The sequence below is a fragment of the Streptomyces sp. NPDC046716 genome (genome assembly GCF_040645755.1).
Lineage (GTDB): Bacteria > Actinomycetota > Actinomycetes > Streptomycetales > Streptomycetaceae > Streptomyces.
Genome location: NZ_JBEYYU010000006.1, coordinates 1 through 22,092 on the forward strand (window position 1 = coordinate 1; position 22,092 = coordinate 22,092).

The following is a 22,092-nucleotide window of genomic DNA, read 5'->3' on the forward strand; positions in this document are numbered from 1 at the left end:
GCCGGCTACAAGCAGGCCATCACGGATGTGAAGTTCACCGGCTGACGCACCGGGGCTCCTCGGAGCCCACCACGGGGAGGGGGTTCCCGTTCTCTCCCCGGTCGCCGTCCGTGCGGGACGGTGTCAGCGGATCTGCTCGTCGACCTGTGCGGTCTCCTCGGCGGTCCGCGGCGCCGGCACGGCCACCGGCTCCGGAGTCTTGGTCCGGAAGAACCGCTGGGCGATCGGCTGCGTGTACCGCGCGGTGAGCGGTCCGACGATGACGAGGATCAGCACGTACGCCGTCGCCAGCGGGCCGAGCCGGGGCTCGATGCCCGAGGTCACGGCGAGGCCGGCGATGACGATGGAGAACTCGCCGCGCGCCACGAGCGCGCCGCCGGCCCGCCACCGGCCCTTCACCGAGATACCGGCCCGCCGCGCGGCCCAGTACCCGGTGAAGATCTTCGTGCAGGCCGTCACCACGGCCAGCAGCAGCGCGGGCAGCAGCACCGGCGGAATGCTCGCCGGATCGGTGTGCAGTCCGAAGAACACGAAGAAGACGGCCGCGAACAGATCGCGCAGCGGCAGCAGCAACTGATGCGCGCCCTCGGCCACTTCACCGGAGAGCGCGATGCCGACGAGGAACGCGCCGACGGCGGCGGAGACCTGCAGCTGCTGGGCGAGACCGGCCACGAGAATCGTCAGGCCGAGCACCACCAGGAGCAGCTTCTCCGGATCGTCGCTCGACACGAACCGCGATATCTGCCGCCCGAACCGGACGGCGCAGAACAGCACCACGCCCGCCGCGCCGAGGGCGATCGCGAGGGTGAGACCGCCGGCCGCCCAGCCGACTCCGGCCAGCAGGGCCGTGATGATCGGCAGATACACGGCCATGGCCAGGTCCTCGAGCACGAGGATGCTCAGGATGACCGGGGTCTCACGGTTGCCGAGCCGTCCGAGATCGCCGAGCACCTTGGCGATGACGCCGCTCGACGAGATCCAGGTGACACCCGCCAGCACCACGGCCGCGACCGGGCCCCAGCCCATGAGCAGCGCGGCGGCCGCGCCGGGCAGGGCGTTGAACGTCATGTCGACGAGCCCCGCCGGGTACTGCGTCTTGAGGTTGTTGACGAGATCGCTCGCCGTGTACTCGAGCCCGAGCATCAGCAGCAGCAGGATGACCCCGATCTCGGAGCCGATCTCCACGAACTCCTCGCTCGCGCCGAGCGGCAGCAGCCCGCCCTCGCCGAACGCGAGACCGGCCAGCAGATAGAGCGGGATCGGCGAGAAGCTCAGCCGACCGGCGAGCCTCCCGAGCAGCCCGAGGGCCAGGATGATCGCACCGAACTCGATGAGGAAGACAGCGGAATGCATCCGATCACTCCCGACCCAGGATCGCGGCCGCCGCCTCGACGCCCTCACGGGTACCGATCACGATGACGGTGTCCCCGCCCGCGAGCCGGAAGTCCGGCGCCGGTGACGGTATCGCCTCGGCGCGGCGCAGCACGGCGACGATGGAGGCACCGGTCTCGGTGCGCATCGCCGTCTCGCCGAGCAGCCGGCCGTTCCAGTGCGAGGCCCCCGGTATCTCGATCCGTTCGGCGACCAGGCCCAGGTCGGTGGTGTGGAGCAGGTTCGGGCTGTGGTGCGAGGGCATCAGCGCATCGATGAGATAGGCCGCCTCACCCGAGGTCAGCTTCATCGACAGGGCGCACGCGTCCGGGTCGTCGGCCTGGTACGCGCTGAGCGTCCGGCCTCCGTCCCGGTGCGCGACGACCGATAGACGGCGCTGTTCGCGGGTGGTGAGGTCGTAGCGATGGCCGATCCCTGGCAGTGGTGTCCTGCTGAGCCGTGAAGCGGGCACGTCTCTCCCCTTGTCCGTGCGTGCATCGTGTGAGGGCCGCTCGGGCTGAGGGCCCGGAGCCCGTTAATTGGCGAATGCATCTTTCAATGTCGCAGTCACCTTATACGGCTCATCTTTTGGCAAAGAAAAAGTCAGGCGTCCGCGCCCGCGTCGCCGTCCGTGCCGAACAGGTGCGGGTGCGCGGCCAGCACCGTGTCGACCGTGTCGGCCTGCACGGCCGTCTTGTCGTCGCGGTACCGCACGACACGCGCGAACCGCAGGGTGACACCCGCCGGATAGCGCGTCGACCGCTGCAGCCCGTCGTAGGCGATTTCGACGACCAGTTGCGGGCGGACGGTGACCACGTGCCCGTCGTCCTCGACGGCCAGTTCCCCCAGCCGCGCGGTCTGCCAGGTCAGCAGCGCGTCGGTCAGACCTTTGAAGGTCTTGCCGAGCATCGCGTACGAGCCGTCCTCGCGCCGGGCCCCGAGGTGCAGGTTGGACAGTTTGCCGGTGCGCCGCCCGTGCCCCCACTCGGCGGCGAGCACCACCAGGTCCAGGGTGTGCACCGGCTTCACCTTCAGCCAGGACGCGCCCCGGCGGCCCGCGCTGTACGGCGCTCCCACCTCTTTGACGACGACGCCCTCGTGCCCGCGGGCGAGGGTGTCGGCGAAGAACCGCTCGGCCGCGGCGCGCCGCCCTTCGTCGGAGCCGTCCTCGACGACGTACCGGCGCACCCGCATCGGCTCCGGCACCAGCCGCACGAGGTGCGCGTGCCGCTCGCCGAACGGCAGGTCCAGCAGATCGGGCCCGCCCGCCCCGTCCTGTGCGCCCCCCGGGCCTTCGCCTGTGCCGTCGTCCTCCGCTTCCGCGTAGAGCACGTCGAAGAAGACGGGGGAGAGGGGGAGCGCCTCGGCGGCGCGGGCCACGTCGACCCGTGAGCCGACCCGCCCGGCCACCTCCTGGAACGCGCGCGGCCTGCCGCTGTCGTCGAGGGCGATGACCTCGCCGTCGAGAATGAACCGCTCACCCGCGAACTCCCGTACCGCTGACGTCACTTCGGGCAGCCGCTCGGTGATGTCGTCGAGCGTGCGGGTGTAGACGCGGACCTCGTCCCCGTCCCGGTGCACCTGGACCCGGATGCCGTCGAGCTTCTCCTCGACCACGCATGTTCCGAGCTTGTCGAGCGCGGCACCGACCGTCGCCGCGCTGTGCGCCAGCATCGGCAGCACCGGGCGGCCCACGGTCAGCCGGAACGCGTCGAGGGCGCCGGGTCCGTCCGCGAGCAGCGCCTGCGCCACCGGTTGCAGCCCGCCCGCGAGCATCACCGCGCGCCGCACGTCGGCCGGGGGCGCGTCCGTCGCCCGGGCGAGACCTTCGAGCGCCACCGCGTCCAGGGCGCCCTGGCGCACCTCGCCGGTGACCAGACCGACGAGGAACCGCTGCTCGTCCGCGGTGGCGGCGCCCATCAACTCCGCCACCAGCCGCTTGCGTTCCGCCTGTGATCCGGCGCCCGAGACATCCCCGATGGCGCTCAGCGCGGCGTCCACGTCCTGCACGCTGAGCCGTGGCCGGTCGGCGGGTGCGACCGGGTCGCCGAGCACCCGCCAGCCGATGCCGAGCCGTCCCTGGGGGAGGCGTCCCGCCAGATAGGGGATGACGATCGGGACGTCGTCGGGCGAGGCGTCCCGGAACAGCTCGGCGAGCAGCGCGATCTTTCGCGTGCGGGCCGAGGTGGCGGCGACGTCCTGGGACACCTGAGCGAGCCGGGCGAAGAGCATGGAGCCATCGTGCAACGGGGGGTGCGGTGGCGCATGGCCGGTCGTGACGGGAGCGTGGTCCGGCGGTAGGGGGAATTTGGACGGTTTCGCGACTTATGCCGGATGATGGATGGGTGAGTGGCACAGGTCACACCGGCTTTTTGCCGAACGCCGTAACGCGTCCCCCGGCCGCCGCGTCGAACCGGCATCGGTACGCCGCAGCGCAGCAGCAGAAAGGGAGCCAGCCATGCCGACCACACTCCCCGTCACGCTGGAACAACCGACTCGCGCCCGGCTCGTCAGCGCCGGGAACACCGCGCCGGAGCGCGGCCTCACCGTCGCCCTGCGCTACGCCTCGGCCGACCCGCTGGCGATCAGCCTGGTGTTCCCGGCGGAGGCCACCCTCACCGGCACCGAGGTGATCTGGGCCTTCGCCCGCTCGCTCCTCGACGAGGGCCTGCGCACGCCCGCGGGCGCCGGTGACGTGCATGTCTGGCCGTGCGGCCGGTCCCGCACCATCGTCGAACTGCACGCGCCGGGCGGCCTGGCGGTCGTCCAGTTCGGCACCTCGCCCCTGCGACGGTTCCTGCGGCGCACGTACGCGCTCGTGGCGTCCGGTGACGAGGACCTGACGGATCAGGTCCACCGCACGCTCAGGGCGTTCTTCGGGCCCGACGGCGGCCGGGTCGCCGGCTGACACGGCCACGGCCCGGACGTGCTGCTCAGGCGGTGCCGAGTTCCTTCTCGACGGCGGCGACGACCTCGGGCGCGTCCGGGACGGTCTGGGGCGAGAATCGGGCCACGACGTCGCCGGACCGGCCGACGAGGAACTTCTCGAAGTTCCAGCGGATGTCACCGCTGTGTCCCTCGGCGTCCGCGGTCTGCACGAGGTTCGCGTAGAGCGGGTGCCGGTCGGCGCCGTTGACGTCGACCTTCTCCGTCATCGGGAACGTGACGCCGTACGTGGCCGAGCAGAACTCGGCGATCTCGTCGGCGCTGCCGGGCTCCTGCCCCATGAACTGATTGCAGGGCACGCCCAGCACGGTGAAGCCCCGCGCCGCGTACTGCTTCTGGAGTTCCTCGAGCGCGGTGTACTGCGGGGTGAGGCCGCACTTGGAAGCGACATTGACGATCAGGACGGCCTGACCCTCGTACTGGGCGAGGTCGGCGTCGCCGCCCTGGAGCGAAGCGATCTGGATGCTCTCGTAGACAGACATGATCCGGAGCGTACGCCGTGATCGGGTCCGCGAGAGATCCGCGGTAAGCAGTCGTGCCAGGGCTCTTGGCGAGGCGGCGTCGGGTGGGTGTCAGCCGGTGCGGTCGGTCAGGTACACCGAGCGGAGTTCGAGCCGGTCCGTGGCCGGGTTTCCGTGCGGGCGCAGGGTCCACGAGTCGCCGGTGCAGTCGGGCTCGGTGAAGACCATGACCCAGGTGTCGGTGTCGTTGTGCGGGGCGAAAGCGGGCTCGGAGGAGCTCGGGTCCGCCGCCTCCGGCAGGGTGATGCAGCCGGGGCTCTTCGGGTCGTGCAGCGTGATCGACTGCGACGAGCCGTCGAGGCTGACGAACCTGTACGAGAAGTCGCCGGTGGCGGCGCTCGCGGACGCCGATTGCGTGCAGACGAGAGCGAGCGCGCCGAGTGCGGCGGCAGCGGTGTGGCGAAGGCGCATGACACCCATTTCTTGCTGATTGCTGATTGCTGATTGCTGTCTGTCGCGCCCTCCCCGGGGGTCGGCCCGGTGATGCCCGACGTCACTCGGGCGTGGGCCGATGTATCGATCCTGCTTGCGCCGTGCGGGTCAGCTGGGGCTTGCTTGTCCCGATCCGCAAAGGGGGAGCGGCCGATGGCGGCGCGCCCTTTGCCCGCGCGCACCACCCAGGAGTGACATGACCAGCAGGTTCACGGAACTGGCCGTCGACTGCCACGACCCGGAGAGGCTCGCGGCCTTCTGGTGCGCGGTCCTCGGCTTCGAGGTGATCGACCGGAGCGAGGGCAAGGTCGAGATCGGCTCGTGGGTGCCGACGGCCGAGGCGGTACGGGCGCGCCAGATGCCGCCGACCGTGTTCTTCGTCCGGGTGCCCGAGGGCAAGGCCGCGAAGAACCGCCTTCACCTGGACGTCAGCCCCATCGACCGCAGCACCGACGACGAGGTGACCAGACTGCTCGGCCTCGGCGCCACCAAGGCCGATGTGGGGCAGGGCTCGGGCCGGAGCTGGGTGGTCATGGCCGACCCCGAGGGCAACGAGTTCTGTGTGCTGCGCACTTTGGCGCCGGAGAGCTGAGCCGCCGCACGGGCACCCCGGGTGTCCGCTTGCACTGAAAATCGAACACGTGCTCTATTGAGGGCATGCGGAACTCCGTCACCGATGACCTTGTCCAGACACAGCGGGAGTGGACCGAGACCTACGAGCGGCTCGCGCGGGAGCCCGGCCGTACCGCGTTGCGGCGGCGCTTGCTGCACCTGTCCCGGGTGCTGGCCGGCGAGCGGCTCAGCCCGGGGGAGCAGGCCGAGCTGCGGCGCAGGGCGCGCCAGGGGTCCGGTCGCTCATGACGGGCGTGGGAGCCGGCAGCCTCGGCGGCGGTTCGGCGGACGGCGGATTCCCCGAGATAGTCGTGCACCGTCCCGCGCCGGGCGGAGGCCGCCGGGTCACCGTCGGTGCCGTGCGGCTCGGGCTCGCGCACAGCGACAGCGACGTGATCGAGTTCCTGCGGCGCGCCGGGCTCGACGACGCCGATCAGCTCGTGCACGGGGACTCCCCGGCCATCCAGTGGCGCGGCGGGCCCGCGCACGAGTACGGGGCGGTGTGACGGGCCGCCACCGGTCCCGACCTCAGGGGCGCCGCGCCACGAACACGAACTCCCTGCCCGGACGGTCGGGAGCGTCCCGTACCTCCTCCAGCACATAGCCGTGGCTGACCAGGTCCTGCTCCACCTCCTCCCGCTCCCGGAAGCGCAGCGTCGAATCCGAGGTGAGCGTCCGGCCGTCGGCCGCGAAGCGGTAGGTCCAGCGGAACGTCACCATGGGCGGGCTCACGTCGAGGACCTCCACCCAGGACGTGACCGTGCCCACCCCGGGAACGGCCGTCTCACGGTGGGAGTGCTCGCGGGTCCACCGCTCCCAGGCCCGGGCGGCCGGCACCCGGGTCTCGAAGGCCAGGCGGCCCCCGGGGCGCAGCGCGTCGAAGGCCGCTCGCAGCGTCGTCCGCCAGGCCGGCGGATCGACGATGCCCTGGGCGACGTTCGCCGTCATCGTCGCGAGGTCCACACGCAGCGCGGGCAGTGCCGTCGCGTCGCCGAGGATCCAGTGCACGCGCTCGCCGCCCGGCTTGGCCCGGGCCACGTCGAGGGAGCCCGCGGCGGGATCCACCCCGACGACATCGATCCCGCGCTCGGCCAGCAGCAGCGCGAACACGCCCGTGCCGCAGCCGATGTCGAGCACCCGGCCCACGCCGAACTCCTGCGCCATCCCGAGGTAGAGCGCGAGGTCGCTCCGGTCGGGGTCCAGCGCGTCGTAGATCGCCGCGAGCCGGGGATGTGCGTAGCAGTCGTCGGTCATGAGCCAGAACGTAGGGCGCGCCGGGCACCGGCGGCCAGTGCATTCCGGGGCCGGTTCACGCGCCCGCGGGCGGACGGCGCAGGTGGCCGCGCGCGACGAGCTCCACCGTCGTCGCCACCGCGATCGCCTGCACCGCCAGCAGGGCGACCAGGACGAAGAGCTGCACCGCGCCCGCCATCACCGGCGACGCGCCGCCCAGCAGCATGCCGACGAACGCCCCGGGAAGCGTGACCAGGCCCACCGTGCGGGTCTGGTCGAGACCGGGCAGCAGCGCGTCCGACGCCGCCGGGCGGGCTATCTCCAGGCGCGCCTCGTGCGGGAGCAGGCCGATGGCCAGGCACGCCTCCACCTCACCCCGCCGCGCCGTGAGCTCGTCGAGAGCGCGGCGTCCGGCCAGCACCGTCGCCGTGAGCGCGCCGCCGATGAGAATGCCGGTGATCGGGATCAGGGCGATGCCTTGCACGGGTACCAGACCACAGCCCACCAGGGTGCCGACGACCGGCGCCACCGGCACCGCGATCGGCAGCGCCGCCCAGGCCCAGCCGCGCCCAGGAGTGATCCGGCGGCCCGCCGTGCGCGCCGCCACCGCGAACATGAGCAGAACGAACCCGAGCAGCGCCGCCCCGTGTCCGACCACCCAGCCGATCACCAGTGAGACCACCGCCAGTTGCAGCGCGGCCCGCACCCCCGCCACCACGATGTCCCGCGCGCGGCGCCACGAGGCGTCGGGCGCGAGCCGGAAGACGGCCGCGACCGCGGCGGCCACCAGCAACAGGGCGACGAGGACCGCCGCCAGGGTGGCGTTGACGGGCAGCAGCGTGGACGCGGCGACGGCGGAAGCAGGCACGTCAGGCACCCTAGAACGACCGTGCCCGCCCACCGGAACTGTGCCGGATCATGATCATGGGCGAGGATGGGGGACGTAAGAACGTGTGCGGCAACCGTGAAGAGAAAGAAGGCTGACCGTCATGGCGCAGCAGGTGCAGGGCGTGATCGCACGGGCGAAGGGTGCTCCGGTGACGATCGAGACGATCACCGTGCCGGACCCCGGCCCGGGCGAGGCCGTGGTGAAGGTCCAGGCGTGCGGGGTCTGCCACACCGATCTGCACTACCGGGAGGGCGGGATCAACGACGACTTCCCGTTCCTGCTGGGGCACGAGGCGGCGGGCGTCGTCGAATCGGTGGGGGAGGGCGTCACCGAGGTCGAGCCCGGTGACTTCGTGATCCTCAACTGGCGTGCGGTGTGCGGGCAGTGCCGGGCCTGTCTGCGCGGCCGCCCGCAGTACTGCTTCGACACCCACAACGCGAAGCAGAAGATGACCCTTGCGGACGGCACCGAGCTCAGCCCGGCGCTCGGCATCGGCGCCTTCGCCGAGAAGACCCTGGTCGCCGCCGGCCAGTGCACCAAGGTCGACCCCGCCGCCTCGCCCGCCGCGGCCGGACTGCTCGGCTGCGGCGTGATGGCCGGCATCGGCGCCGCGATCAACACCGGCGAGGTCGGCCGCGGTGACTCCGTCGCCGTCATCGGCTGCGGCGGCGTGGGCAACGCGGCGGTGGTCGGCTCCCTCCTGGCCGGCGCCTCGAAGATCATCGCCGTCGACGTCGACGACAAGAAGCTGGAGACGGCCCGTACGCTCGGCGCCACGCACACCGTCAACTCGCGCACCACCGACCCGGTCGAGGCCATCCGGCAGCTGACCGGCGGCTTCGGCGCGGACGTCGTCATCGAGGCCGTCGGCCGTCCCGAGACGTACGAGCAGGCCTTCTACGCGCGCGACCTCGCGGGCACCGTCGTCCTCGTCGGCGTGCCCACGCCCGAGATGCGCATCGACCTGCCGCTGCTCGACGTGTTCGGCCGCGGCGGCGCGCTCAAGTCGTCCTGGTACGGCGACTGCCTGCCCTCGCGCGACTTCCCGATGCTCATCGACCTGTACCGGCAGGGCCGCCTCGACCTGGACGCGTTCGTCACCGAGACGATCGCGCTCGAGGACGTGGAGAAGGCGTTCGAGCGGATGCACCACGGCGACGTGCTGCGTTCGGTGGTGGTGTTCTGATGGCTGACGACAACACCGCGCGCATCGAGCACCTGGTCACCTCCGGGACGTTCTCCCTGGACGGCGGCACCTGGGACGTCGACAACAACGTATGGCTCGTGGGTGACGACGAAGAGGTCGTCGTCATCGACGCCGCGCACGACGCCGACGCCATCGCCGCCGCCGTCGGCGACCGCCGGCTCGTCGCCGTCGTGTGCACGCACGCCCACGACGACCACATCGACGCCGCGCCCGCGCTGGCCGAGCGGACCGGCGCGCCGATCCTGCTGCACCCCGCGGACACCGAGCTGTGGAAGCGCACGCACCCGGACCGCGGTCCCGACGGTGAACTCGCCGACGGGCAGAAGCTGACCGTGGCGGGTGTCGAGCTGACCGTGCTGCACACTCCGGGGCACTGCCACGGCGCGGTCAGCCTGTACGCGCCGGCGCTCGGCACCGTCTTCACCGGAGACACCCTCTTCAAGGGCGGACCGGGAGCGACGGGCCGTACGTTCAGCGACTTCCCGACGATCGTCGACTCGATCCGCGAGCGGCTGCTCACGCTGCCGCCCGAGACCGTCGTCCGCACCGGACACGGTGACAGCACGACGATCGGGGCGGAGGCGCCCGACCTCGACGACTGGATCACGCGAGGTCACTGAGCGGCCCGTGCCGCGGTGCGGGCGGTGCTCAGCAGGGTGCGAGTACCGCCCGCACCGTCTTGCCGCCCTGCGGATGCGGCTCCACGCTCCAGCGCCGCGCCAGCGCGCGCACCAGCGTGATGCCGCGGCCTCCCTCGGCGGACTGCGACGCGGGCTTCGGGCGGGGCAGCCCCGGCCCGTCGTCGTGCACCGCCACCGTCAGCTCGTCCGCGTCGATCCGCAGGCTCATCCGGCAGCAGCCGCCGGACGCCCGAGTGGCGTTGGTGACCAGTTCCGACACCACCAGTTCCGCGTCCGCCGCCGTGTCGCCGGTGCGTCCGGCCAGGAACGACCGGGTCAGCCGGCGGGCCAGACGAGGGGCCCCCGACCCCTGTGGCATCAGGTACTCCACGCGTGCGGTACGCCCCTGGGCGTCCGTGAGCGCACGCATGACGATCACTCCCTTCTCTGCGAGTCCCCATGAGCCGCTATGTCTTCTTCTGTGGCCTTTTCTGCGGGCCCGTCCGCGGCTTCTTCTGAGTCCTCTTCTGAGTCGTCTTCTGGGGTTTCCTCTGGGTCTTCTTCTGTCCTGCCGGGGTCTTGCTGCGTTGCGTCCTGCTCCGGTAAAGAGGCCCATTCCCACGGAACTTGATTCCCATGCGGGTTCGTTTCGAGGGTTCGGCCAAGGTGTGGTAGCGGCGGCCGATGAGCCGGCCGATCAGTGCGTACGCGATCATGGCGCCCGCCGTGTTGAGCAGAACGTCGTCCACGTCGAAGGCGCGGCCCTCCACCAGCGCGCCCTGCGCCAGCTCCACCAGCACCATCACCAGCGCCGTGACGACGAGCACCCGCAGCATCCGCATCCGGCGTTCCACCAGGACCGGCAGCAGCAGACCGAACGGCGCGCCGAGGAGCAGGTTTCCGCCGACCTGCTTACAGGCTGCCGGGAAGCTGTACGAGTCCGCGTACTGCCGAAGGCTCGCGCCCGGCCGCAGATTCGACCCCGCGATCCCGTCGGACGCGGGGGACGGGGTGAGCGTCAGCCGGGCGAGCACCGCGGAGAACGCCACCAGGGCGAGGAAGGCGACGACGGCCATCAATGCGCGGACACCCACCCGCCACCATCGGCCCGCCTGCTGCTTGCTGCGTCGTGTTGTCGCCGTTGCCATGTACGTCCACTGCCCGCATCCCGCGGAATCAGACGGCGTCAGTCGTCCTCCGTGGGGTGGGCCAGGGCGTCCAGGAAACGCTCCAGGGCCGGTGAGGACGCGCCGTCGCGGCAGCGGGCCCGCTCCACCTGTGGGATCGACGGTTTGCCCGGGTGGAGGGCCTGTGTCTCGATGGCCTCGGTCAGATGCAGCCGCTCCAGGGCCCGTTCCGCGGCCGAGCGGCGAACGTACTCGATGACTGTCACACCCAGGTGGTCCGCGTGTCTGCGGACCGCGTCGTACTCGTCGGGCGTGAAGAGCTCCCGCAGGAGCGCGGTACCGTCCATGGGCCGCATGATGCCCCTCAGGTTCCGGCCGCGTGGGCGGATGGCATATTCACCCCCCGTTCGCGTGGAGTTGGTGCATGTCGGTGGCGCGCGGGATCAGAACCGGTCGGGATCGGCGGCCGCCCAGTCGGCCGCCCAGGTGGGGCGCGGTCCGGCGGTCAGTTCACCAGGTTCCAGCCAGTCGTACAGGCCCGCGTAGGGGAGCAGTTCGTGGGGCGCGATGCGCCGGATCAGCTGGTGCGGGCCCAGCTCGCGCGGGTCGTGCACACCCATCGCGGCCATGATCTGGCCCGCGCTGCGCACCGTGGCCCGCTGGAAGCGGTGGACGCGCTCCGCCTTGTCCGGCACGTCGAGCGCCCGTGCCCGGCGGGGGTCCTGGGTCGCGACGCCGACCGGGCAGGTGTTGGTGTGGCAGCGCTGGGCCTGGATGCAGCCGACCGCGAACATCATGGCGCGGGCCGCGTTCGTGAAGTCCGCGCCCTGGAGCAGGCGTTTGACGATGTCGGCGCCCGTGGCGACCTTGCCGCTCGCGCCGATCCGGATCCGGTCGCGCAGCCCGGCGCCGACGAGGGCGTTGTGCACGGTGATCAGGCCCTCGGTGAGCGGCATCCCGAGGTGGTCGGCGAACTCCAGCGGCGCCGCGCCCGTGCCGCCCTCCGCGCCGTCCACGATCACGAAGTCCGGGGCGACCCCCTCGGCGAGCATCGCCCTGCAGACCGCGAGGAACTGCGTGCGGGAGCCCACGCACAGCTTGAACCCGACCGGCTTGCCGCCCGCGAGTGTCCGCAACTCGGCGAGGAAAAGCACCAGTTGGCGTGGCGTGGCGTGTCGAACGTGCGGTGGTAGGGCGGCGACACCACCGTCTCCCCCTCGGGCACCTCGCGTACGCGGGCGATCTCCGCGTTCACCTTGCTGCCCGGCAGCACCCCGCCGATGCCCGGCTTCGCCCCCTGCGACAGTTTCACGGACACGCACTTGATCTGCTCGCGCGCGGCCTTCTCGGCGAACTCGCCGCGGTCGAAGCCGCCGTCGCCGGTACGGCACCCGAAGTAGCCGGTGCCGATCTCCCACACCAGGTCGCCGCCGTGGACGAGATGGTGCTCGGACAGACCGCCCTCACCGGTGTCGTGCGCGAAACCGCCCAGTGCCGCCCCCTTGTTGAGCGCGCGGATCGCGGGCGCCGACAGGGCGCCGAAGCTCATCGCCGAGACGTTCAGGAGCGCCATGTCGTACGGGCGCGAGCAGTCGGGCCCGCCGATCCGCACCGTCGGCGGACGCTCGGGCGGGTCGACGGGGCGCAGCGACGGCACCAGGAACTCGTATCCCTGCTCGTACACGTCGCGCTCGGTGCCGAACGGTTCCTCGGCCGAGCGGTTCTCGGCGTACTTCGCCCGCTGGTAGACGATGTCGCGCACGTCCCGGTCGTAGGGGCGCCCGTCGTAGTTGCGCTCGATGAAGTACTGCTGCATCTCCGGCCGCAGCGCCTCCATCAGGAAGCGGAGATGTCCGAGGAGCGGATAGTTGCGCAGGACGGAGTGGCGCGTCTGGACGAGGTCCCACACACCCAGCGCGGTGAGCGCGAGCAGGGGGCCCGCCGCGCACCACCACCAGGGGGAGACGAGCAGCGACAGGGCCAGTGCCCCGGCCGCCGCGGCGGTGACGAGGACGAACACGAGGTAACGGCGCACGGTCCGAGTCAAACGCACGCGGCGCCGATCCGGCCGCGCCGACACAGCGCGGTGGGGTGGACCCTCGGCGACGATCTCCGCTAAGTTAGGTGAGGCTTACCTAAGGGAGGTTCGGATGGGTGTCCGACAGATCGCTACCGCCGTGCCCACCGCGGCGGCCCGCGCGCGCTCCGTGCTCGCCGCCGCGTGGACGTGCGGTGTCACCACCGACGTGGGACAGGACGACCTCGTCGGCGCCCATCGCGTCGCCGCGGACGACGGCACGGTGCGCATCAGCCCGCCGCCGGACAGTGTGCTCGCCGCGGCCGTGCTGTGCGCGCCGCACGGACGGCCCACGACCCTCCTGGAGTTCGCCGACGCGGCGCCCGTCCCGGTCCGCGACCGGGTCCGCGCCCGCCTCTGGCTCTCCGGCGAGCTGGTCCCCGACGGCGAGGAGCTGCTGCTGATCCCCGAACGGGCGGTGCTCCAGACCCGCTCCGAGCGCATCGGCATCGACCTCGACGACCTCGCCACGACCGCACCCGACCCCCTCGCCCTCGCCGAGCCGCGGCTGCTCACCCATCTCGCCGAGGCCCACCCGGAGGCCGTCGAGCAGCTCACCCGGCTCATCACGCCCGACAGCCTGCACGGCGTCGTCCGCGTCCAGCCCCTCGCCGTCGACCGGCACGGACTGACACTGCGTCTGGAGCGCACGCGCGGCCAGGCCGACGTCCGCATCCCCTTCCACACCCCCGCCGACGACCTGGGCTCGCTCACCGAGCGCATGCACTGCCTGCTCGCCTCCGCGCAGTCCGTCACCCGCCGGATGAGGTGACCCTCTCCTCGCGCGGGACCTCCTGACCGGGCCGCGGCTTCGTCCGTGGCCTGCGGAACGCCCATTCCATGCGCGGCTCGACCACCGGACGGAACACCCGCCGCACCGGCTCCGTGCACAGCACGGTGATCAGGGCGACGGCCGCCGCGGTGACGGCCAGCTCACCCGCCGGGCCGTGCAGCCACGGGTGGGCGTACCAGCCGTCGAACCGGGAGGCCTTGATGACGAATCCGTGCAGCAGATACGCGTAGATCGTCCCGGTGCCGAGCGCCGTGAACCACAGCCTGCGGCCCGGCACCCAGGACAGGAAGCAGGCGGTGAGCACGAGCGCGAGCACGAACAGGGCGGGCGTCGCCCACAGGCCCGCCCACGCCGGCACCCCGCGCCCCACCACGCTGCCGCGGTGGTAGAACCAGCCCGCGTCGAACCAGGGAGCCACCCAGTACGCCGCCACGACGGCCGCGAGCATCACCGGCAGGGCCGCCAGCCGGAACCGCCAGGTGCGCACCCAGGAGAAGTGCTCGGGCCGCAGCACCAGACCCACCACGAAGAACGGCAGGAACTGCAGCACCCGTTGCAGCGCCAGATCCCCGCCCGCACCCGGCCACATCGACACGGCCGTCCCCACGGCCAGTGAGACCAGCACCGGATGACGCAGCTGGAACCAGAGCGGCGTGGACAGCCGCCAGATGAACAGCGCGGCCAGGAACCACATCACGTACCAGGGATCCAGCAGGCTGATCGGATACCCGGGATCGTCCTGCGCCCACCGGTAGAACAGCGTGTACGCCACCTCGAACACGACGTACGGCACGGCGACGCCGGTGATCAGCCGCTTCAGACGCCGGGGCGCCATGTCGAAGCTGCGCGAGAAGTACCCGGATATCAGGGCGAACGCCGGCATGTGGAAGGCGTACACGGTGAGGTAGAGCGCCGTCACCGCGCGGGAGCCGTAGGTCAGGGGTTCCCAGGCGTGCCCGCAGGCGACGAGCACGATCGTCAGGAACTTCACGTTGTCGAAGTACGACTCGCGTGCCTTGCCGCCGGTGGCTGTGGCCTGTGCTGCCTGCTGTCGCATCGCGGTGCCGCGCCCCTCCTGCTGCGTGGGTCAAACCCCCCGCCTGCCCCGTCGGGACCGTTCCATGACTCGAAACGGCCGGAACGTGGAAAGGGCCCTCGGTGAGCGAAGGAAACGTCGCTCGCCGAGGGCCCGGCTCGGGGGTGGTGCCGCGGGATCAGACGGCGGTGTAGGCGCCGTCGACCAGGTGGTAGCTGCCCGCGATGAACGAGGCGCGGTCCGACAGCAGGAACACGATCAGCTCGGCGACCTCCTCGGACGTGCCCAGGCGGCCCGCCGGGTGCAGCGCGACCAGTCCGTCGTAGGCGGCCTTGTCCATCTGCTGGAGCAGCGGGGTGTCGATGAAGCCGGGGCCCACCGCGTTGACCCGGATGCCCTTGGCGGAGTACTCGGCCGCGGCCGTCTTCGTCAGCCCCACGACACCGTGCTTCGCCGCCACGTACGCGGGGGAGCCGGCGAAACCGACCGAGCCGAGGATCGACGCGACGTTCACGATCGCGCCGCCCTTGCCGGCCGCCTCGATGACGGGCAGCTCGTAGCGCAGGGAGTAGAAGACGCCGTCCAGGTTGGTGCGGATCACGCGGTTGTACGCGTCGATGTCGTACGCGCCCGTGGGGGTGCTCGGGCCGCCGATGCCGGCGTTGTTCACGGCCAGGTCGAGTCCGCCGAAGGTGTCGACGGTGAACTTCACGGCGGCCTCGACGGACGCGGCCTGCGTCACGTCGAGGGCGACGGCGGCGGCCTCGATGCCCTCGGCGGCCAGCGTCTCCGCGGCCTCCTTGGCGCCCTGCTCGTTGTAGTCGGCGATGACGACCTTGGCGCCGCCACGGCCCAGACGGCGGGCGGTGGCCAGGCCGATGCCCGAGGCGGAGCCGGTGACCAGGGCGGTCTTCCCGGCGAACTCGGTGGCGTAGTCGGTCGATGCGGGGGCGGGGGTGGTGCTCATGGTGCGTGTCACTCTCTTGTTGCTTCCTCGGAGGTCGCCGCCGATCGGGCGGCCTCCCCAATGAGGGCGTCGTAGGCCCCCGCCACCAGGTCGGCGAGGTCTTCGGCGTCCGTGCCGTCGTCGCGCGCCCAGGTGCGGAGCGCGGCGGTCAGCACGCCGGCCGCGGCGCCGACCACGACCTCGGGGCGCAGGTCCCGGGCCGGATCGGTGCCGAGCCGGTCGGCGATGATGCGTACGGACTCGTCCTGGGCGTCGACCCGGATCCGCTCGTACGCGGCGAACAGGGCGGGCTCGCGGTCCACGGCCGCGTACAGCAGCCGCTGCTCGGGCCGGTGGTGCCAGCCGGGGGCCGCCCGGTCGGCGAGCCAGTCGGCGACCGCCCTGCGGTAGGCGAGCAGCGGGGGCTCGGCGGCGGGGCGCTCGCGCAGCGCCGCGTTGATCCGGGCGCCGTCCGCGCGGGTGAAGTCGAGCGCCGCGTCCTCCTTGCCGGAGAAGTGCCTGCTGAAGGTGCGGCGCGTGACGTCGGCGCGCTCGGCGATCGCCTCGACGGTGACCTCGGCGAGGCCCCGCTCGAGGACCAGGGCCACGGCGGCCTCGGCGAGCGCCTCGCGCGTCCGCCGGGCTTTCAGCTGCCGACGGTCCGCGGGCGCCGGGGTGCCGGTCTCGTTCGCCTTCATGCCTCCGAGGATACACCTTTGTGTCCCGATGGGACATGAGTCTCAGGGGGACATTTTTGGATGCCGGGGGTCAGCCGTGCCAGTGGCCGTGGAGGGCGGCGGTGGTGAAGCCGGGGCCGTAGGCGACGACGACACCGTGGCTTCCCGGGGCCGGCGGCGCCGCGTGCGTGCGTTCGAGGACGCGAAGGACGCTGACTCCGCCGATGTTCCCTTCGTCGGCCAAGGTGTCCATCGAGTGCCGCGTGTGTTCCGTGCCGAGTTCCAGGGCGTCTGCCGTGTCGCCGACCATGCGAGGGCTGCCCGGATGGATCGCGGCGAAGTCGACGCGGCGTCCGTCGAGCCATTGGATCAGAGCGGGAAAGGTCGCCGCCGGCGCCTTCGGGGCCTGCTTCGTGGAATCGAAGTGCATGCCGTGGGCGTCCAGGCGTCCCCGGTACCGGTCGAAGCTCCCGGGCAGCGTGTACTCGAGGGTGTCCTCGATGGCGAGGCCGGGGCCGAGAGGGGCGGCGCTGACCACGGTGGCCGCGGCCGCGTCGGCGAAGAGCGCCTTGTAGATCATGGCCTCGATGGTCGCCGCGGTGTGGTTGTACGCGGTCGACAGCACCTCCGCGGCCACGACCAGGACCTTCTCGTCCGGACGGAGCGCCACCATGTCGGCTGCGCGGAGAAGGGCGTGCGCCCCGCCCGCGCACGCCATGGTGGTGAGGGCGATGCGGCGGGTGGTGGGGCGCAGTCCCAGTCGGTGCATGAGGTGCACGTCCAGGTTCGGGACCGCGTAGCCGGTCGCGTGGGTCGTGACGATGGCGTCGATGTCACCGGGAGCGAGCTTCACCGCCTCGAGTGCGGCGATCGCTGCCCGCTCGGCCATGTCGACGGCATCGTCGAAGGCCGCTTGGGTGCGGGCGTGCACATCGGCTTCCCCTGAGACGGTGGGCGAGTCGAGCGGCCGGCTGAAATACCGCGTGCGCACACCGCAGTTGTCGACGACTCGCAGGAAGGCTCCGAGGCGGGGATGGTCGCGATGATGAGCCCGTATGTCGTCTGCTATCTCCTCCGTCGTGACCTTGTAGGCGCCGAGGACGGAACGAGGTGGTGAAACGTAGGCGGGCATGCGACTGCTCCCACTGTGCCGGGCGGAGTGCGGGGGGTGCGCTCAAGGTACTTGACGCCCGGCGTTGTGCGTCTAGTGGTCGGGGCCGTCCATCGCCGAGGCGGGAGCGCGCAGCAGTTGCCGGTGGTGGACGGGACGTTGGTACCCCGGCCGGAACACCAGGATGAAAAGCCGCGATCCCGGCGCGGTCATGGGCTGCGCCGCGCAGATCGACACCCAGCCCGGCCCCTTGGTCGCATGCTGGATCGGCCGCTCGTGGCCGTCCGCGTGGATGAGGGTCGCCCCCGTCTCGTAGGTCGCCGAGGTCTCCGGATCGGCGAGGACCTCCTTCTCGATCTGCAGCAGCGTCTCGTCGTTGGGCCGCGTGGCGAGGGCCGCGCGAAGCTGGGGCAGTACCCACGGTGCCCACGCGTTGTCCCAGTCGATCAGCAACTCCCGCCCCTGGGGCTCGAGGAGCATCCATCGCATGGTGTTGCTCGGTACGCGAAGGTCGGGGAACAGCGCGGCGAACGCGCTGTTGTAGGCGATGAGGTCCCAGGAGGCGTCCGAGATGTACGCCATGTGGTTCATGCTGTCCAGCGCGTCCTGCCAGAAGCCCGGGATCTCCTTGCCCGACGACTGGTGCAGCGGTCCGGGCGGGTCCTGGAGCAGGGCGTAGCGGCACAGGGAGACCCACTCCTGCTCGTCCAGGCCGAAGAGCAGGGCGACGTCGCGCAGCAGAACGGTGGGCGGATTCGGGTAACTCCCCGATTCCAGCCGGTGGTACGTCCCGAGCGTCCGGTGCAGCAACTGGTCGACCTGGTGCTGGGAGAGGCCCGGTGCGCGGCGGCCCTGGCCCGTGGGGCGGGTGAAGCCGTGGGACTCGGGGGCTATGAGGGCGCGCCGTTCGCGGAGCAGGGCGCGGAGCGCCTTCTTGTTCATGTGGGTAATCCCTCTTCGTACACGCTGAGTTGAGCGTCAGCAGTCTAAATACTCCCATCACCTTTGGTAATAAACATTGCCCGAAGAAAACGATCAGACGGTCCGTCATGATGGATCGTGCAGGGTTGCTCACCTGGCGGTTTCATCGACTGTGTGCAGGTAGACACAGTGATGCGGCACCTGTGCCGGGCGGCTCGAAATTGGCCGAAATTTCCTGGCGGAGAGTAACCCGCGAGCCTCCGGGCCGACTGAGGAAGAGAGAGCTGGACCGGGCCACTTATTTCGCTGGATGTGGCCGGAAAATGCGTTGCACGACGCACGTCCCGCGCTCGATCCCCGGTGGATCCGGAGGTCACTGGCTGCGGCCGGTGCCGTCACTCGCCATTACGTAGCGGCCACGGCACCGGCCGCGCCCGGTCATCCCGGCACTTTTCGGCCCCGCCTCACGCCCCCGCCTCACGCCTCCGGCTTGCCGACGTGCCGCACGTAGTCCTCCGCCGCCGCGTCCAGGCCGATGTCGTGCTGCGCCCGCTCGGACAAGTACCAGCGGTGCTCCAGGACTTCGTGGTACAGCTCGGCCGGATCCATGGGAGTGGGCAGCCGGTCCCGGATCGCGCGGACCGTCGGCCGGAACACGTCGCGCACCCAGCGGTGGGCCAGCACCTCGGGCCGCGCGTCGGGAGCGTCGTCCTGGGTCGCCATCCAGCTCTCCAGGTCGCTGAGGAGCCGCCGCGCCTGGTTCTCCTCCGCGTCCATCCCGGTCAGCCGCAACAGCTGACGCTGATGGTGCCCCGCGTCCACCACCTTGGGCACGAACGTCACCTCGTCGCCGCGCGGGGAGCGCGAGATCTGCATCTCGGCCACGTCGAACCCGAGATCGTTCAGCCGCCGGATGCGCCGCTCCATGTAGTGGTGCTTGCCCGCCGGGTACACCGAGGTGCGGGTCAGCTCGCTCCACAGGTTCGTATAGCGCTGCTCGATCTCCGCGCCGAACTCGATCGGGTCGATCGAGGGGTGCAGCGCGCCCGAGGCCTCCAGGTCGAGCATCTCGCCGCTGATGTTCACCCGGGCCAGCTCGATGTCGTACTCCCGCTGCCCCTGGCTCAGCCTCGGGTGCAGCTCGCCCGTCTCGGCGTCCACGAGATAGGCGGCGTACGCGCCCGCGTCCCGGCGGAAGAGCGTGTTGGACAGGGAACAGTCGCCCCAGGCGAAACCGGAGAGGTGGAGCCGGACCAGGAGCACCGCCAGCGCGTCCATCAGCCGGTGCACCGTCGTCGGACGCATCGTCGTCTCGAACATCGAACGGTAGGGCTGCGAGCCGCCCAGGTGCCGGGTGATCAGCACGGGCTCGAGCGGCGAGCCGTCCGGCTGCTCCCGGCCGGTGACCACCGCCAGCGGGTCCACCGCGGGTATCCCGAGCCGGTCCAGCGTGCGCAGCATCTCGTACTCGCGCAGCGCCGGCCGCTCGGCGAGCTCCTTCACGGCGACGACCTCGTCACCGGCGCGGGCGTAGCGCACCACGTGCCGGGAGATGCCGCGCGGAAGCGGCACAAGGTACTCCTCCGGCCATTTCTCCAGGGGAATGTGCCAGGGCAGGGCGAGCAGGAGCACCGGGTGCTCGGGGTTGGTGGCGCTGATCTCGAGCGGCATGCGCACAGGGTATTAAAGTCGGTTGGCCATCATGCCCGGGCGGCCTACGCTGCCGATCATGCTGCCCCGCGTGGACACCGACGAGGCCTGGCGCCGTGTCGTCCCGGACGACGCCCTGCTGCGCCCCGGCGTGCTCGACCTCTGCTCCCGGCTCGGGTTCGCCGGCGCGGACCCGGCGCGCTTCCCCGAGGGCAGCCAGCCCGTCTACGCGATCGACGCCGGGCACGTCCTGAAGCTGTTCCCGGCCATGGCGGCGCGCGACGGGCTCCGCGAGACCAGGACGCTGGAGTTCCTGCACGGCCGCCTGCCCGTCGCCACGCCGCGGCCGCTCGCCTCGGGCACGTACGAGGACGGCTGGACGTACGTCCTCATGTCCCGGCTGCCCGGCCGGGACCTCGCCGTCGCCTGGCCCGACCTGCCGCCCGCCGACCGGGAGCGGCTCGTCGAGACCGCGGGCGAGGTGCTCGCGGAGCTGCACGCCCTCGACCCGGGGACGCTCGCGGACGACCTCGGGCCCGGCGACTGGGACCGTTTCGTCGCCGCCCAGCGCACCGGGGCCGTGCGGCGGCAGGACGAGCGCGGCCTCGCCCGGGAGTGGTCCGCGCAGATCGACGGGTTCCTCGACGCGGCCGCGCCGCGGGCGGGGGAGCGGCGGGCGCTGCTGCACACGGAGTTCATGCGGCAGCACCTGCTCGTCGACCACGACGGCGCGGGCCGGGCCCGGCTCGGCGGACTGCTCGACTTCGAACCCGCGATGACCGGCGACCCGGACTACGACTTCGTGGCCGTCGGACTCTTCGTGACCCGCGGCGACCGACGCCTCATGACGTGCTTCACGAAGACGTACGGCCGCACGCCCGACCCGCGCACCGTCATGGCGTACACACTGCTGCACGTGTACAGCAACCTCCCCTGGTACCTGCGGGAGCTGCCGCCGCCCGACGGCGTGCGCGACCTCGCGTCACTCGCCGAGGTCTGGTTCGGGACCGGCTGACGGCAGCGCGCGTTCGGCGGCGCTCAGGATCTCCGTGAGACGCAGCCCGAACCGCGCGTCGCAGGGGGCCGGGATCCCGGTGCGCGCCGACTCCAGGAGGACGTCGAGCGCCACGGCGAAGGACTCCTGCGCGTTCCCGCGACCGGACGGCATCGCCGACACTCCCGCCGTGCCCCGCAGTTCGACCGTGACCCCGGCCGCCTCCGGGGGAGCGGTCAGGCTCAGCGCCGCGGTGCTCGACGCGCCGGACGCGTGCCGCAGCAGCAGATGCACCGTGTCGCCCGGGCCCCGCCCGGCCGTCACCGACGTCACGTCGCCGAGCAGCGGCAGCAGTACCGACAGGGCGTGCGGTCCCACGTCCCACAGGGCGCCCCGCTCCGCCCGCCACGGCGTCGTCGCCCGGATCTCCGCGTCGTCACCCGGGGTGTACAGCGCCCCGTACCAGTCGGCGCGACCGGTGAACCAGCCGTCCACGGAGGCCTGTTCGGCGATCCAGGCCGCCGTGGCGGGGGAGTAGCGCATGGTGCAGAACACCACGGACGCCACCCCCGAGGCGGCCACGGCGTCGACGACCGCGCGCGCCGCCACCGGCTCCGTGGCGAGGGGCTTGTCGAGCAGGAGATGGCAGCCCGCCGCGGCGGCCCGCGCCGCCAACGGCGCCTGGACGTCCGGCGGCACGGCGAACGCCACCGCGTCGCACGCCGCGAACAACGCGTCCACGTCGTCGTACGCCGTGGTCCCCTGCGCGGCGGCGAGGGCAGCCGCGGCTTCTGGCCGGCGCCCCCAGACGCCGACGAATTCCGTGTGCTTGTGGTCCCGCAGAGCCGGGGCATGAGTCCGGCCGGCCCAGGAGCCGGTGCCGACAAGTCCGCAGCGCAGGACGTCTGGTGAGGTCATTGCGGCAGTAT

The 22,092-nt window shown here is 71.7% G+C and carries 25 protein-coding genes and 1 pseudogene; 8 read left to right on the forward strand and 18 right to left on the reverse strand.

Going from position 1 to position 22,092, the window contains the following annotated elements; genetic code table 11:
* Nucleotides 1-123: 123 nt before the first annotated feature.
* From ABZ930_RS06145 to ABZ930_RS06155, 3 genes are all read right to left on the reverse strand, one after another.
* A complete protein-coding gene (locus ABZ930_RS06145; protein WP_361542240.1) occupies nucleotides 124-1,353 on the reverse strand; it encodes a cation:proton antiporter in 1,230 nt (409 codons plus the stop codon).
* Between the two features lie 4 nt (nucleotides 1,354-1,357).
* The gene (locus ABZ930_RS06150) at nucleotides 1,358-1,843 is read right to left on the reverse strand and encodes a TrkA C-terminal domain-containing protein (RefSeq protein ID WP_351456253.1); all 486 of its coding nucleotides are present in this window, start codon (nucleotides 1,841-1,843) and stop codon (nucleotides 1,358-1,360) included.
* Between the two features lie 131 nt (nucleotides 1,844-1,974).
* Nucleotides 1,975-3,603: an ATP-dependent DNA ligase gene (locus ABZ930_RS06155; protein WP_361542244.1), complete on the reverse strand. Its 1,629-nt coding sequence runs from the start codon at nucleotides 3,601-3,603 to the stop codon at nucleotides 1,975-1,977.
* Between the two features lie 226 nt (nucleotides 3,604-3,829).
* On the opposite strand from ABZ930_RS06155, the gene ABZ930_RS06160 reads away from it, so the two are divergent.
* Nucleotides 3,830-4,279: an SsgA family sporulation/cell division regulator gene (locus ABZ930_RS06160; RefSeq protein ID WP_361542247.1), complete on the forward strand. Its 450-nt coding sequence runs from the start codon at nucleotides 3,830-3,832 to the stop codon at nucleotides 4,277-4,279.
* A 25-nt stretch (nucleotides 4,280-4,304) separates the two neighbouring features.
* On the opposite strand, the gene ABZ930_RS06165 is transcribed toward ABZ930_RS06160, so the two are convergent.
* Both ABZ930_RS06165 and ABZ930_RS06170 read right to left on the reverse strand, forming a co-directional pair.
* Entirely contained in the window at nucleotides 4,305-4,799 is a 495-nt protein-coding gene (locus tag ABZ930_RS06165; protein WP_361542250.1) for a glutathione peroxidase, read from the reverse strand.
* Between the two features lie 90 nt (nucleotides 4,800-4,889).
* Complete coding sequence (locus ABZ930_RS06170; protein WP_361542253.1) at nucleotides 4,890-5,249, reverse strand: hypothetical protein; 360 nt, start codon at nucleotides 5,247-5,249, stop codon at nucleotides 4,890-4,892.
* Nucleotides 5,250-5,466: 217 nt separating this feature from the next.
* On the opposite strand from ABZ930_RS06170, the gene ABZ930_RS06175 reads away from it, so the two are divergent.
* The 3 genes from ABZ930_RS06175 (at nucleotide 5,467) to ABZ930_RS06185 (ending at nucleotide 6,388) form a co-directional block, all read left to right on the forward strand.
* Nucleotides 5,467-5,862 (forward strand): VOC family protein, encoded by a 396-nt coding sequence (locus ABZ930_RS06175; protein WP_361542256.1) that lies wholly within the window; start codon nucleotides 5,467-5,469, stop codon nucleotides 5,860-5,862.
* A gap of 65 nt (nucleotides 5,863-5,927) precedes the next feature.
* Nucleotides 5,928-6,131 (forward strand): hypothetical protein, encoded by a 204-nt coding sequence (locus tag ABZ930_RS06180; protein WP_361542259.1) that lies wholly within the window; start codon nucleotides 5,928-5,930, stop codon nucleotides 6,129-6,131.
* On the forward strand, nucleotides 6,128-6,388 hold the full coding sequence (locus ABZ930_RS06185; RefSeq protein ID WP_361542262.1) for a hypothetical protein: 261 nt from the start codon (nucleotides 6,128-6,130) through the stop codon (nucleotides 6,386-6,388). Before ABZ930_RS06180 ends, ABZ930_RS06185 begins: the two co-directional genes overlap by 4 nt.
* Before the next feature lie 22 nt (nucleotides 6,389-6,410).
* On the opposite strand, the gene ABZ930_RS06190 is transcribed toward ABZ930_RS06185, so the two are convergent.
* The gene (locus tag ABZ930_RS06190; protein WP_361542265.1) at nucleotides 6,411-7,136 is read right to left on the reverse strand and encodes a class I SAM-dependent methyltransferase; all 726 of its coding nucleotides are present in this window, start codon (nucleotides 7,134-7,136) and stop codon (nucleotides 6,411-6,413) included.
* Nucleotides 7,137-7,191: 55 nt separating this feature from the next.
* Nucleotides 7,192-7,992, reverse strand: coding sequence for an ABC transporter permease (locus ABZ930_RS06195; RefSeq protein ID WP_361542268.1), 801 nt, complete (start codon nucleotides 7,990-7,992; stop codon nucleotides 7,192-7,194).
* Between the two features lie 112 nt (nucleotides 7,993-8,104).
* Between ABZ930_RS06195 and ABZ930_RS06200 the strand changes: the two genes are divergently transcribed.
* Both ABZ930_RS06200 and ABZ930_RS06205 read left to right on the forward strand, forming a co-directional pair.
* A complete protein-coding gene (locus tag ABZ930_RS06200; protein ID WP_361542271.1) occupies nucleotides 8,105-9,190 on the forward strand; it encodes an S-(hydroxymethyl)mycothiol dehydrogenase in 1,086 nt (361 codons plus the stop codon).
* On the forward strand, nucleotides 9,190-9,831 hold the full coding sequence (locus tag ABZ930_RS06205) for an MBL fold metallo-hydrolase (protein WP_361542274.1): 642 nt from the start codon (nucleotides 9,190-9,192) through the stop codon (nucleotides 9,829-9,831). Before ABZ930_RS06200 ends, ABZ930_RS06205 begins: the two co-directional genes overlap by 1 nt.
* 28 nt (nucleotides 9,832-9,859) lie before the next feature.
* Here ABZ930_RS06205 and ABZ930_RS06210 read toward each other — a convergent pair whose 3' ends face one another.
* The 4 genes and pseudogenes from ABZ930_RS06210 to ABZ930_RS06225 all read right to left on the reverse strand — a co-directional run bounded on the left by ABZ930_RS06210 (nucleotide 9,860) and on the right by ABZ930_RS06225 (nucleotide 12,993).
* The gene (locus tag ABZ930_RS06210; protein WP_361542277.1) at nucleotides 9,860-10,261 is read right to left on the reverse strand and encodes an ATP-binding protein; all 402 of its coding nucleotides are present in this window, start codon (nucleotides 10,259-10,261) and stop codon (nucleotides 9,860-9,862) included.
* Nucleotides 10,262-10,298: 37 nt separating this feature from the next.
* Complete coding sequence (locus ABZ930_RS06215; protein WP_361542280.1) at nucleotides 10,299-10,907, reverse strand: VanZ family protein; 609 nt, start codon at nucleotides 10,905-10,907, stop codon at nucleotides 10,299-10,301.
* Between the two features lie 110 nt (nucleotides 10,908-11,017).
* Entirely contained in the window at nucleotides 11,018-11,305 is a 288-nt protein-coding gene (locus tag ABZ930_RS06220; RefSeq protein ID WP_361542283.1) for a hypothetical protein, read from the reverse strand.
* Nucleotides 11,306-11,401: 96 nt separating this feature from the next.
* Nucleotides 11,402-12,993, reverse strand: a pseudogene (locus tag ABZ930_RS06225) (FMN-binding glutamate synthase family protein).
* Between the two features lie 115 nt (nucleotides 12,994-13,108).
* Between ABZ930_RS06225 and ABZ930_RS06230 the strand changes: the two are divergent.
* Nucleotides 13,109-13,807: a DUF2470 domain-containing protein gene (locus tag ABZ930_RS06230; RefSeq protein WP_361542286.1), complete on the forward strand. Its 699-nt coding sequence runs from the start codon at nucleotides 13,109-13,111 to the stop codon at nucleotides 13,805-13,807.
* Here ABZ930_RS06230 and ABZ930_RS06235 read toward each other — a convergent pair.
* The 6 genes from ABZ930_RS06235 to ABZ930_RS06260 form a co-directional block, all read right to left on the reverse strand.
* A complete protein-coding gene (locus tag ABZ930_RS06235; RefSeq protein ID WP_361542289.1) occupies nucleotides 13,788-14,885 on the reverse strand; it encodes an acyltransferase family protein in 1,098 nt (365 codons plus the stop codon). The genes ABZ930_RS06230 and ABZ930_RS06235 overlap by 20 nt on opposite strands.
* A gap of 157 nt (nucleotides 14,886-15,042) precedes the next feature.
* The gene (locus tag ABZ930_RS06240) at nucleotides 15,043-15,831 is read right to left on the reverse strand and encodes an SDR family NAD(P)-dependent oxidoreductase (protein ID WP_361542292.1); all 789 of its coding nucleotides are present in this window, start codon (nucleotides 15,829-15,831) and stop codon (nucleotides 15,043-15,045) included.
* 8 nt (nucleotides 15,832-15,839) lie between these two features.
* On the reverse strand, nucleotides 15,840-16,508 hold the full coding sequence (locus ABZ930_RS06245) for a TetR family transcriptional regulator (RefSeq protein ID WP_361542295.1): 669 nt from the start codon (nucleotides 16,506-16,508) through the stop codon (nucleotides 15,840-15,842).
* Nucleotides 16,509-16,578: 70 nt separating this feature from the next.
* Nucleotides 16,579-17,619: a PhlD gene (locus tag ABZ930_RS06250; protein ID WP_361542298.1), complete on the reverse strand. Its 1,041-nt coding sequence runs from the start codon at nucleotides 17,617-17,619 to the stop codon at nucleotides 16,579-16,581.
* 72 nt (nucleotides 17,620-17,691) lie between these two features.
* Nucleotides 17,692-18,540 carry a helix-turn-helix domain-containing protein gene (locus ABZ930_RS06255; protein ID WP_361542301.1) on the reverse strand — a complete coding sequence of 283 codons (849 nt, stop codon included), beginning with the start codon at nucleotides 18,538-18,540 and terminating at the stop codon, nucleotides 17,692-17,694.
* 456 nt (nucleotides 18,541-18,996) lie between these two features.
* A complete protein-coding gene (locus ABZ930_RS06260; RefSeq protein ID WP_361542304.1) occupies nucleotides 18,997-20,190 on the reverse strand; it encodes a DUF4032 domain-containing protein in 1,194 nt (397 codons plus the stop codon).
* Nucleotides 20,191-20,248: 58 nt separating this feature from the next.
* Between ABZ930_RS06260 and ABZ930_RS06265 the strand changes: the two genes are divergently transcribed.
* Nucleotides 20,249-21,184: a phosphotransferase gene (locus ABZ930_RS06265; RefSeq protein ID WP_361542307.1), complete on the forward strand. Its 936-nt coding sequence runs from the start codon at nucleotides 20,249-20,251 to the stop codon at nucleotides 21,182-21,184.
* Here the strand turns inward: ABZ930_RS06265 and ABZ930_RS06270 are convergent.
* Nucleotides 21,152-22,081 carry a Gfo/Idh/MocA family oxidoreductase gene (locus ABZ930_RS06270; protein WP_361542310.1) on the reverse strand — a complete coding sequence of 310 codons (930 nt, stop codon included), beginning with the start codon at nucleotides 22,079-22,081 and terminating at the stop codon, nucleotides 21,152-21,154. The two genes, ABZ930_RS06265 and ABZ930_RS06270, sit on opposite strands and share 33 nt — an antisense overlap.
* Between the last annotated feature and the right edge of the window lie 11 nt (nucleotides 22,082-22,092).

Excerpts from the sequence above, each read along its gene's own strand:
- ABZ930_RS06145 (WP_361542240.1), bottom strand. The coding sequence starts at position 1,353 with ATGCATTCCGCTGTCTTCCTCATCGAGTTCGGTGCGATCATCCTGGCC.
- ABZ930_RS06155 (WP_361542244.1), bottom strand. The coding sequence starts at position 3,603 with ATGCTCTTCGCCCGGCTCGCTCAGGTGTCCCAGGACGTCGCCGCCACC.
- ABZ930_RS06160 (WP_361542247.1), top strand. The coding sequence starts at position 3,830 with ATGCCGACCACACTCCCCGTCACGCTGGAACAACCGACTCGCGCCCGG.
- ABZ930_RS06165 (WP_361542250.1), bottom strand. The coding sequence starts at position 4,799 with ATGTCTGTCTACGAGAGCATCCAGATCGCTTCGCTCCAGGGCGGCGAC.
- ABZ930_RS06170 (WP_361542253.1), bottom strand. The coding sequence starts at position 5,249 with ATGCGCCTTCGCCACACCGCTGCCGCCGCACTCGGCGCGCTCGCTCTC.
- ABZ930_RS06175 (WP_361542256.1), top strand. The coding sequence starts at position 5,467 with ATGACCAGCAGGTTCACGGAACTGGCCGTCGACTGCCACGACCCGGAG.
- ABZ930_RS06180 (WP_361542259.1), top strand. The coding sequence starts at position 5,928 with ATGCGGAACTCCGTCACCGATGACCTTGTCCAGACACAGCGGGAGTGG.
- ABZ930_RS06185 (WP_361542262.1), top strand. The coding sequence starts at position 6,128 with ATGACGGGCGTGGGAGCCGGCAGCCTCGGCGGCGGTTCGGCGGACGGC.
- ABZ930_RS06190 (WP_361542265.1), bottom strand. The coding sequence starts at position 7,136 with ATGACCGACGACTGCTACGCACATCCCCGGCTCGCGGCGATCTACGAC.
- ABZ930_RS06200 (WP_361542271.1), top strand. The coding sequence starts at position 8,105 with ATGGCGCAGCAGGTGCAGGGCGTGATCGCACGGGCGAAGGGTGCTCCG.
- ABZ930_RS06205 (WP_361542274.1), top strand. The coding sequence starts at position 9,190 with ATGGCTGACGACAACACCGCGCGCATCGAGCACCTGGTCACCTCCGGG.
- ABZ930_RS06210 (WP_361542277.1), bottom strand. The coding sequence starts at position 10,261 with ATGCGTGCGCTCACGGACGCCCAGGGGCGTACCGCACGCGTGGAGTAC.
- ABZ930_RS06215 (WP_361542280.1), bottom strand. The coding sequence starts at position 10,907 with ATGGCCGTCGTCGCCTTCCTCGCCCTGGTGGCGTTCTCCGCGGTGCTC.
- ABZ930_RS06220 (WP_361542283.1), bottom strand. The coding sequence starts at position 11,305 with ATGGACGGTACCGCGCTCCTGCGGGAGCTCTTCACGCCCGACGAGTAC.
- ABZ930_RS06230 (WP_361542286.1), top strand. The coding sequence starts at position 13,109 with ATGGGTGTCCGACAGATCGCTACCGCCGTGCCCACCGCGGCGGCCCGC.
- ABZ930_RS06235 (WP_361542289.1), bottom strand. The coding sequence starts at position 14,885 with ATGCGACAGCAGGCAGCACAGGCCACAGCCACCGGCGGCAAGGCACGC.
- ABZ930_RS06240 (WP_361542292.1), bottom strand. The coding sequence starts at position 15,831 with ATGAGCACCACCCCCGCCCCCGCATCGACCGACTACGCCACCGAGTTC.
- ABZ930_RS06245 (WP_361542295.1), bottom strand. The coding sequence starts at position 16,508 with ATGAAGGCGAACGAGACCGGCACCCCGGCGCCCGCGGACCGTCGGCAG.
- ABZ930_RS06250 (WP_361542298.1), bottom strand. The coding sequence starts at position 17,619 with ATGCCCGCCTACGTTTCACCACCTCGTTCCGTCCTCGGCGCCTACAAG.
- ABZ930_RS06255 (WP_361542301.1), bottom strand. The coding sequence starts at position 18,540 with ATGAACAAGAAGGCGCTCCGCGCCCTGCTCCGCGAACGGCGCGCCCTC.
- ABZ930_RS06260 (WP_361542304.1), bottom strand. The coding sequence starts at position 20,190 with ATGCCGCTCGAGATCAGCGCCACCAACCCCGAGCACCCGGTGCTCCTG.
- ABZ930_RS06265 (WP_361542307.1), top strand. The coding sequence starts at position 20,249 with ATGCTGCCCCGCGTGGACACCGACGAGGCCTGGCGCCGTGTCGTCCCG.
- ABZ930_RS06270 (WP_361542310.1), bottom strand. The coding sequence starts at position 22,081 with ATGACCTCACCAGACGTCCTGCGCTGCGGACTTGTCGGCACCGGCTCC.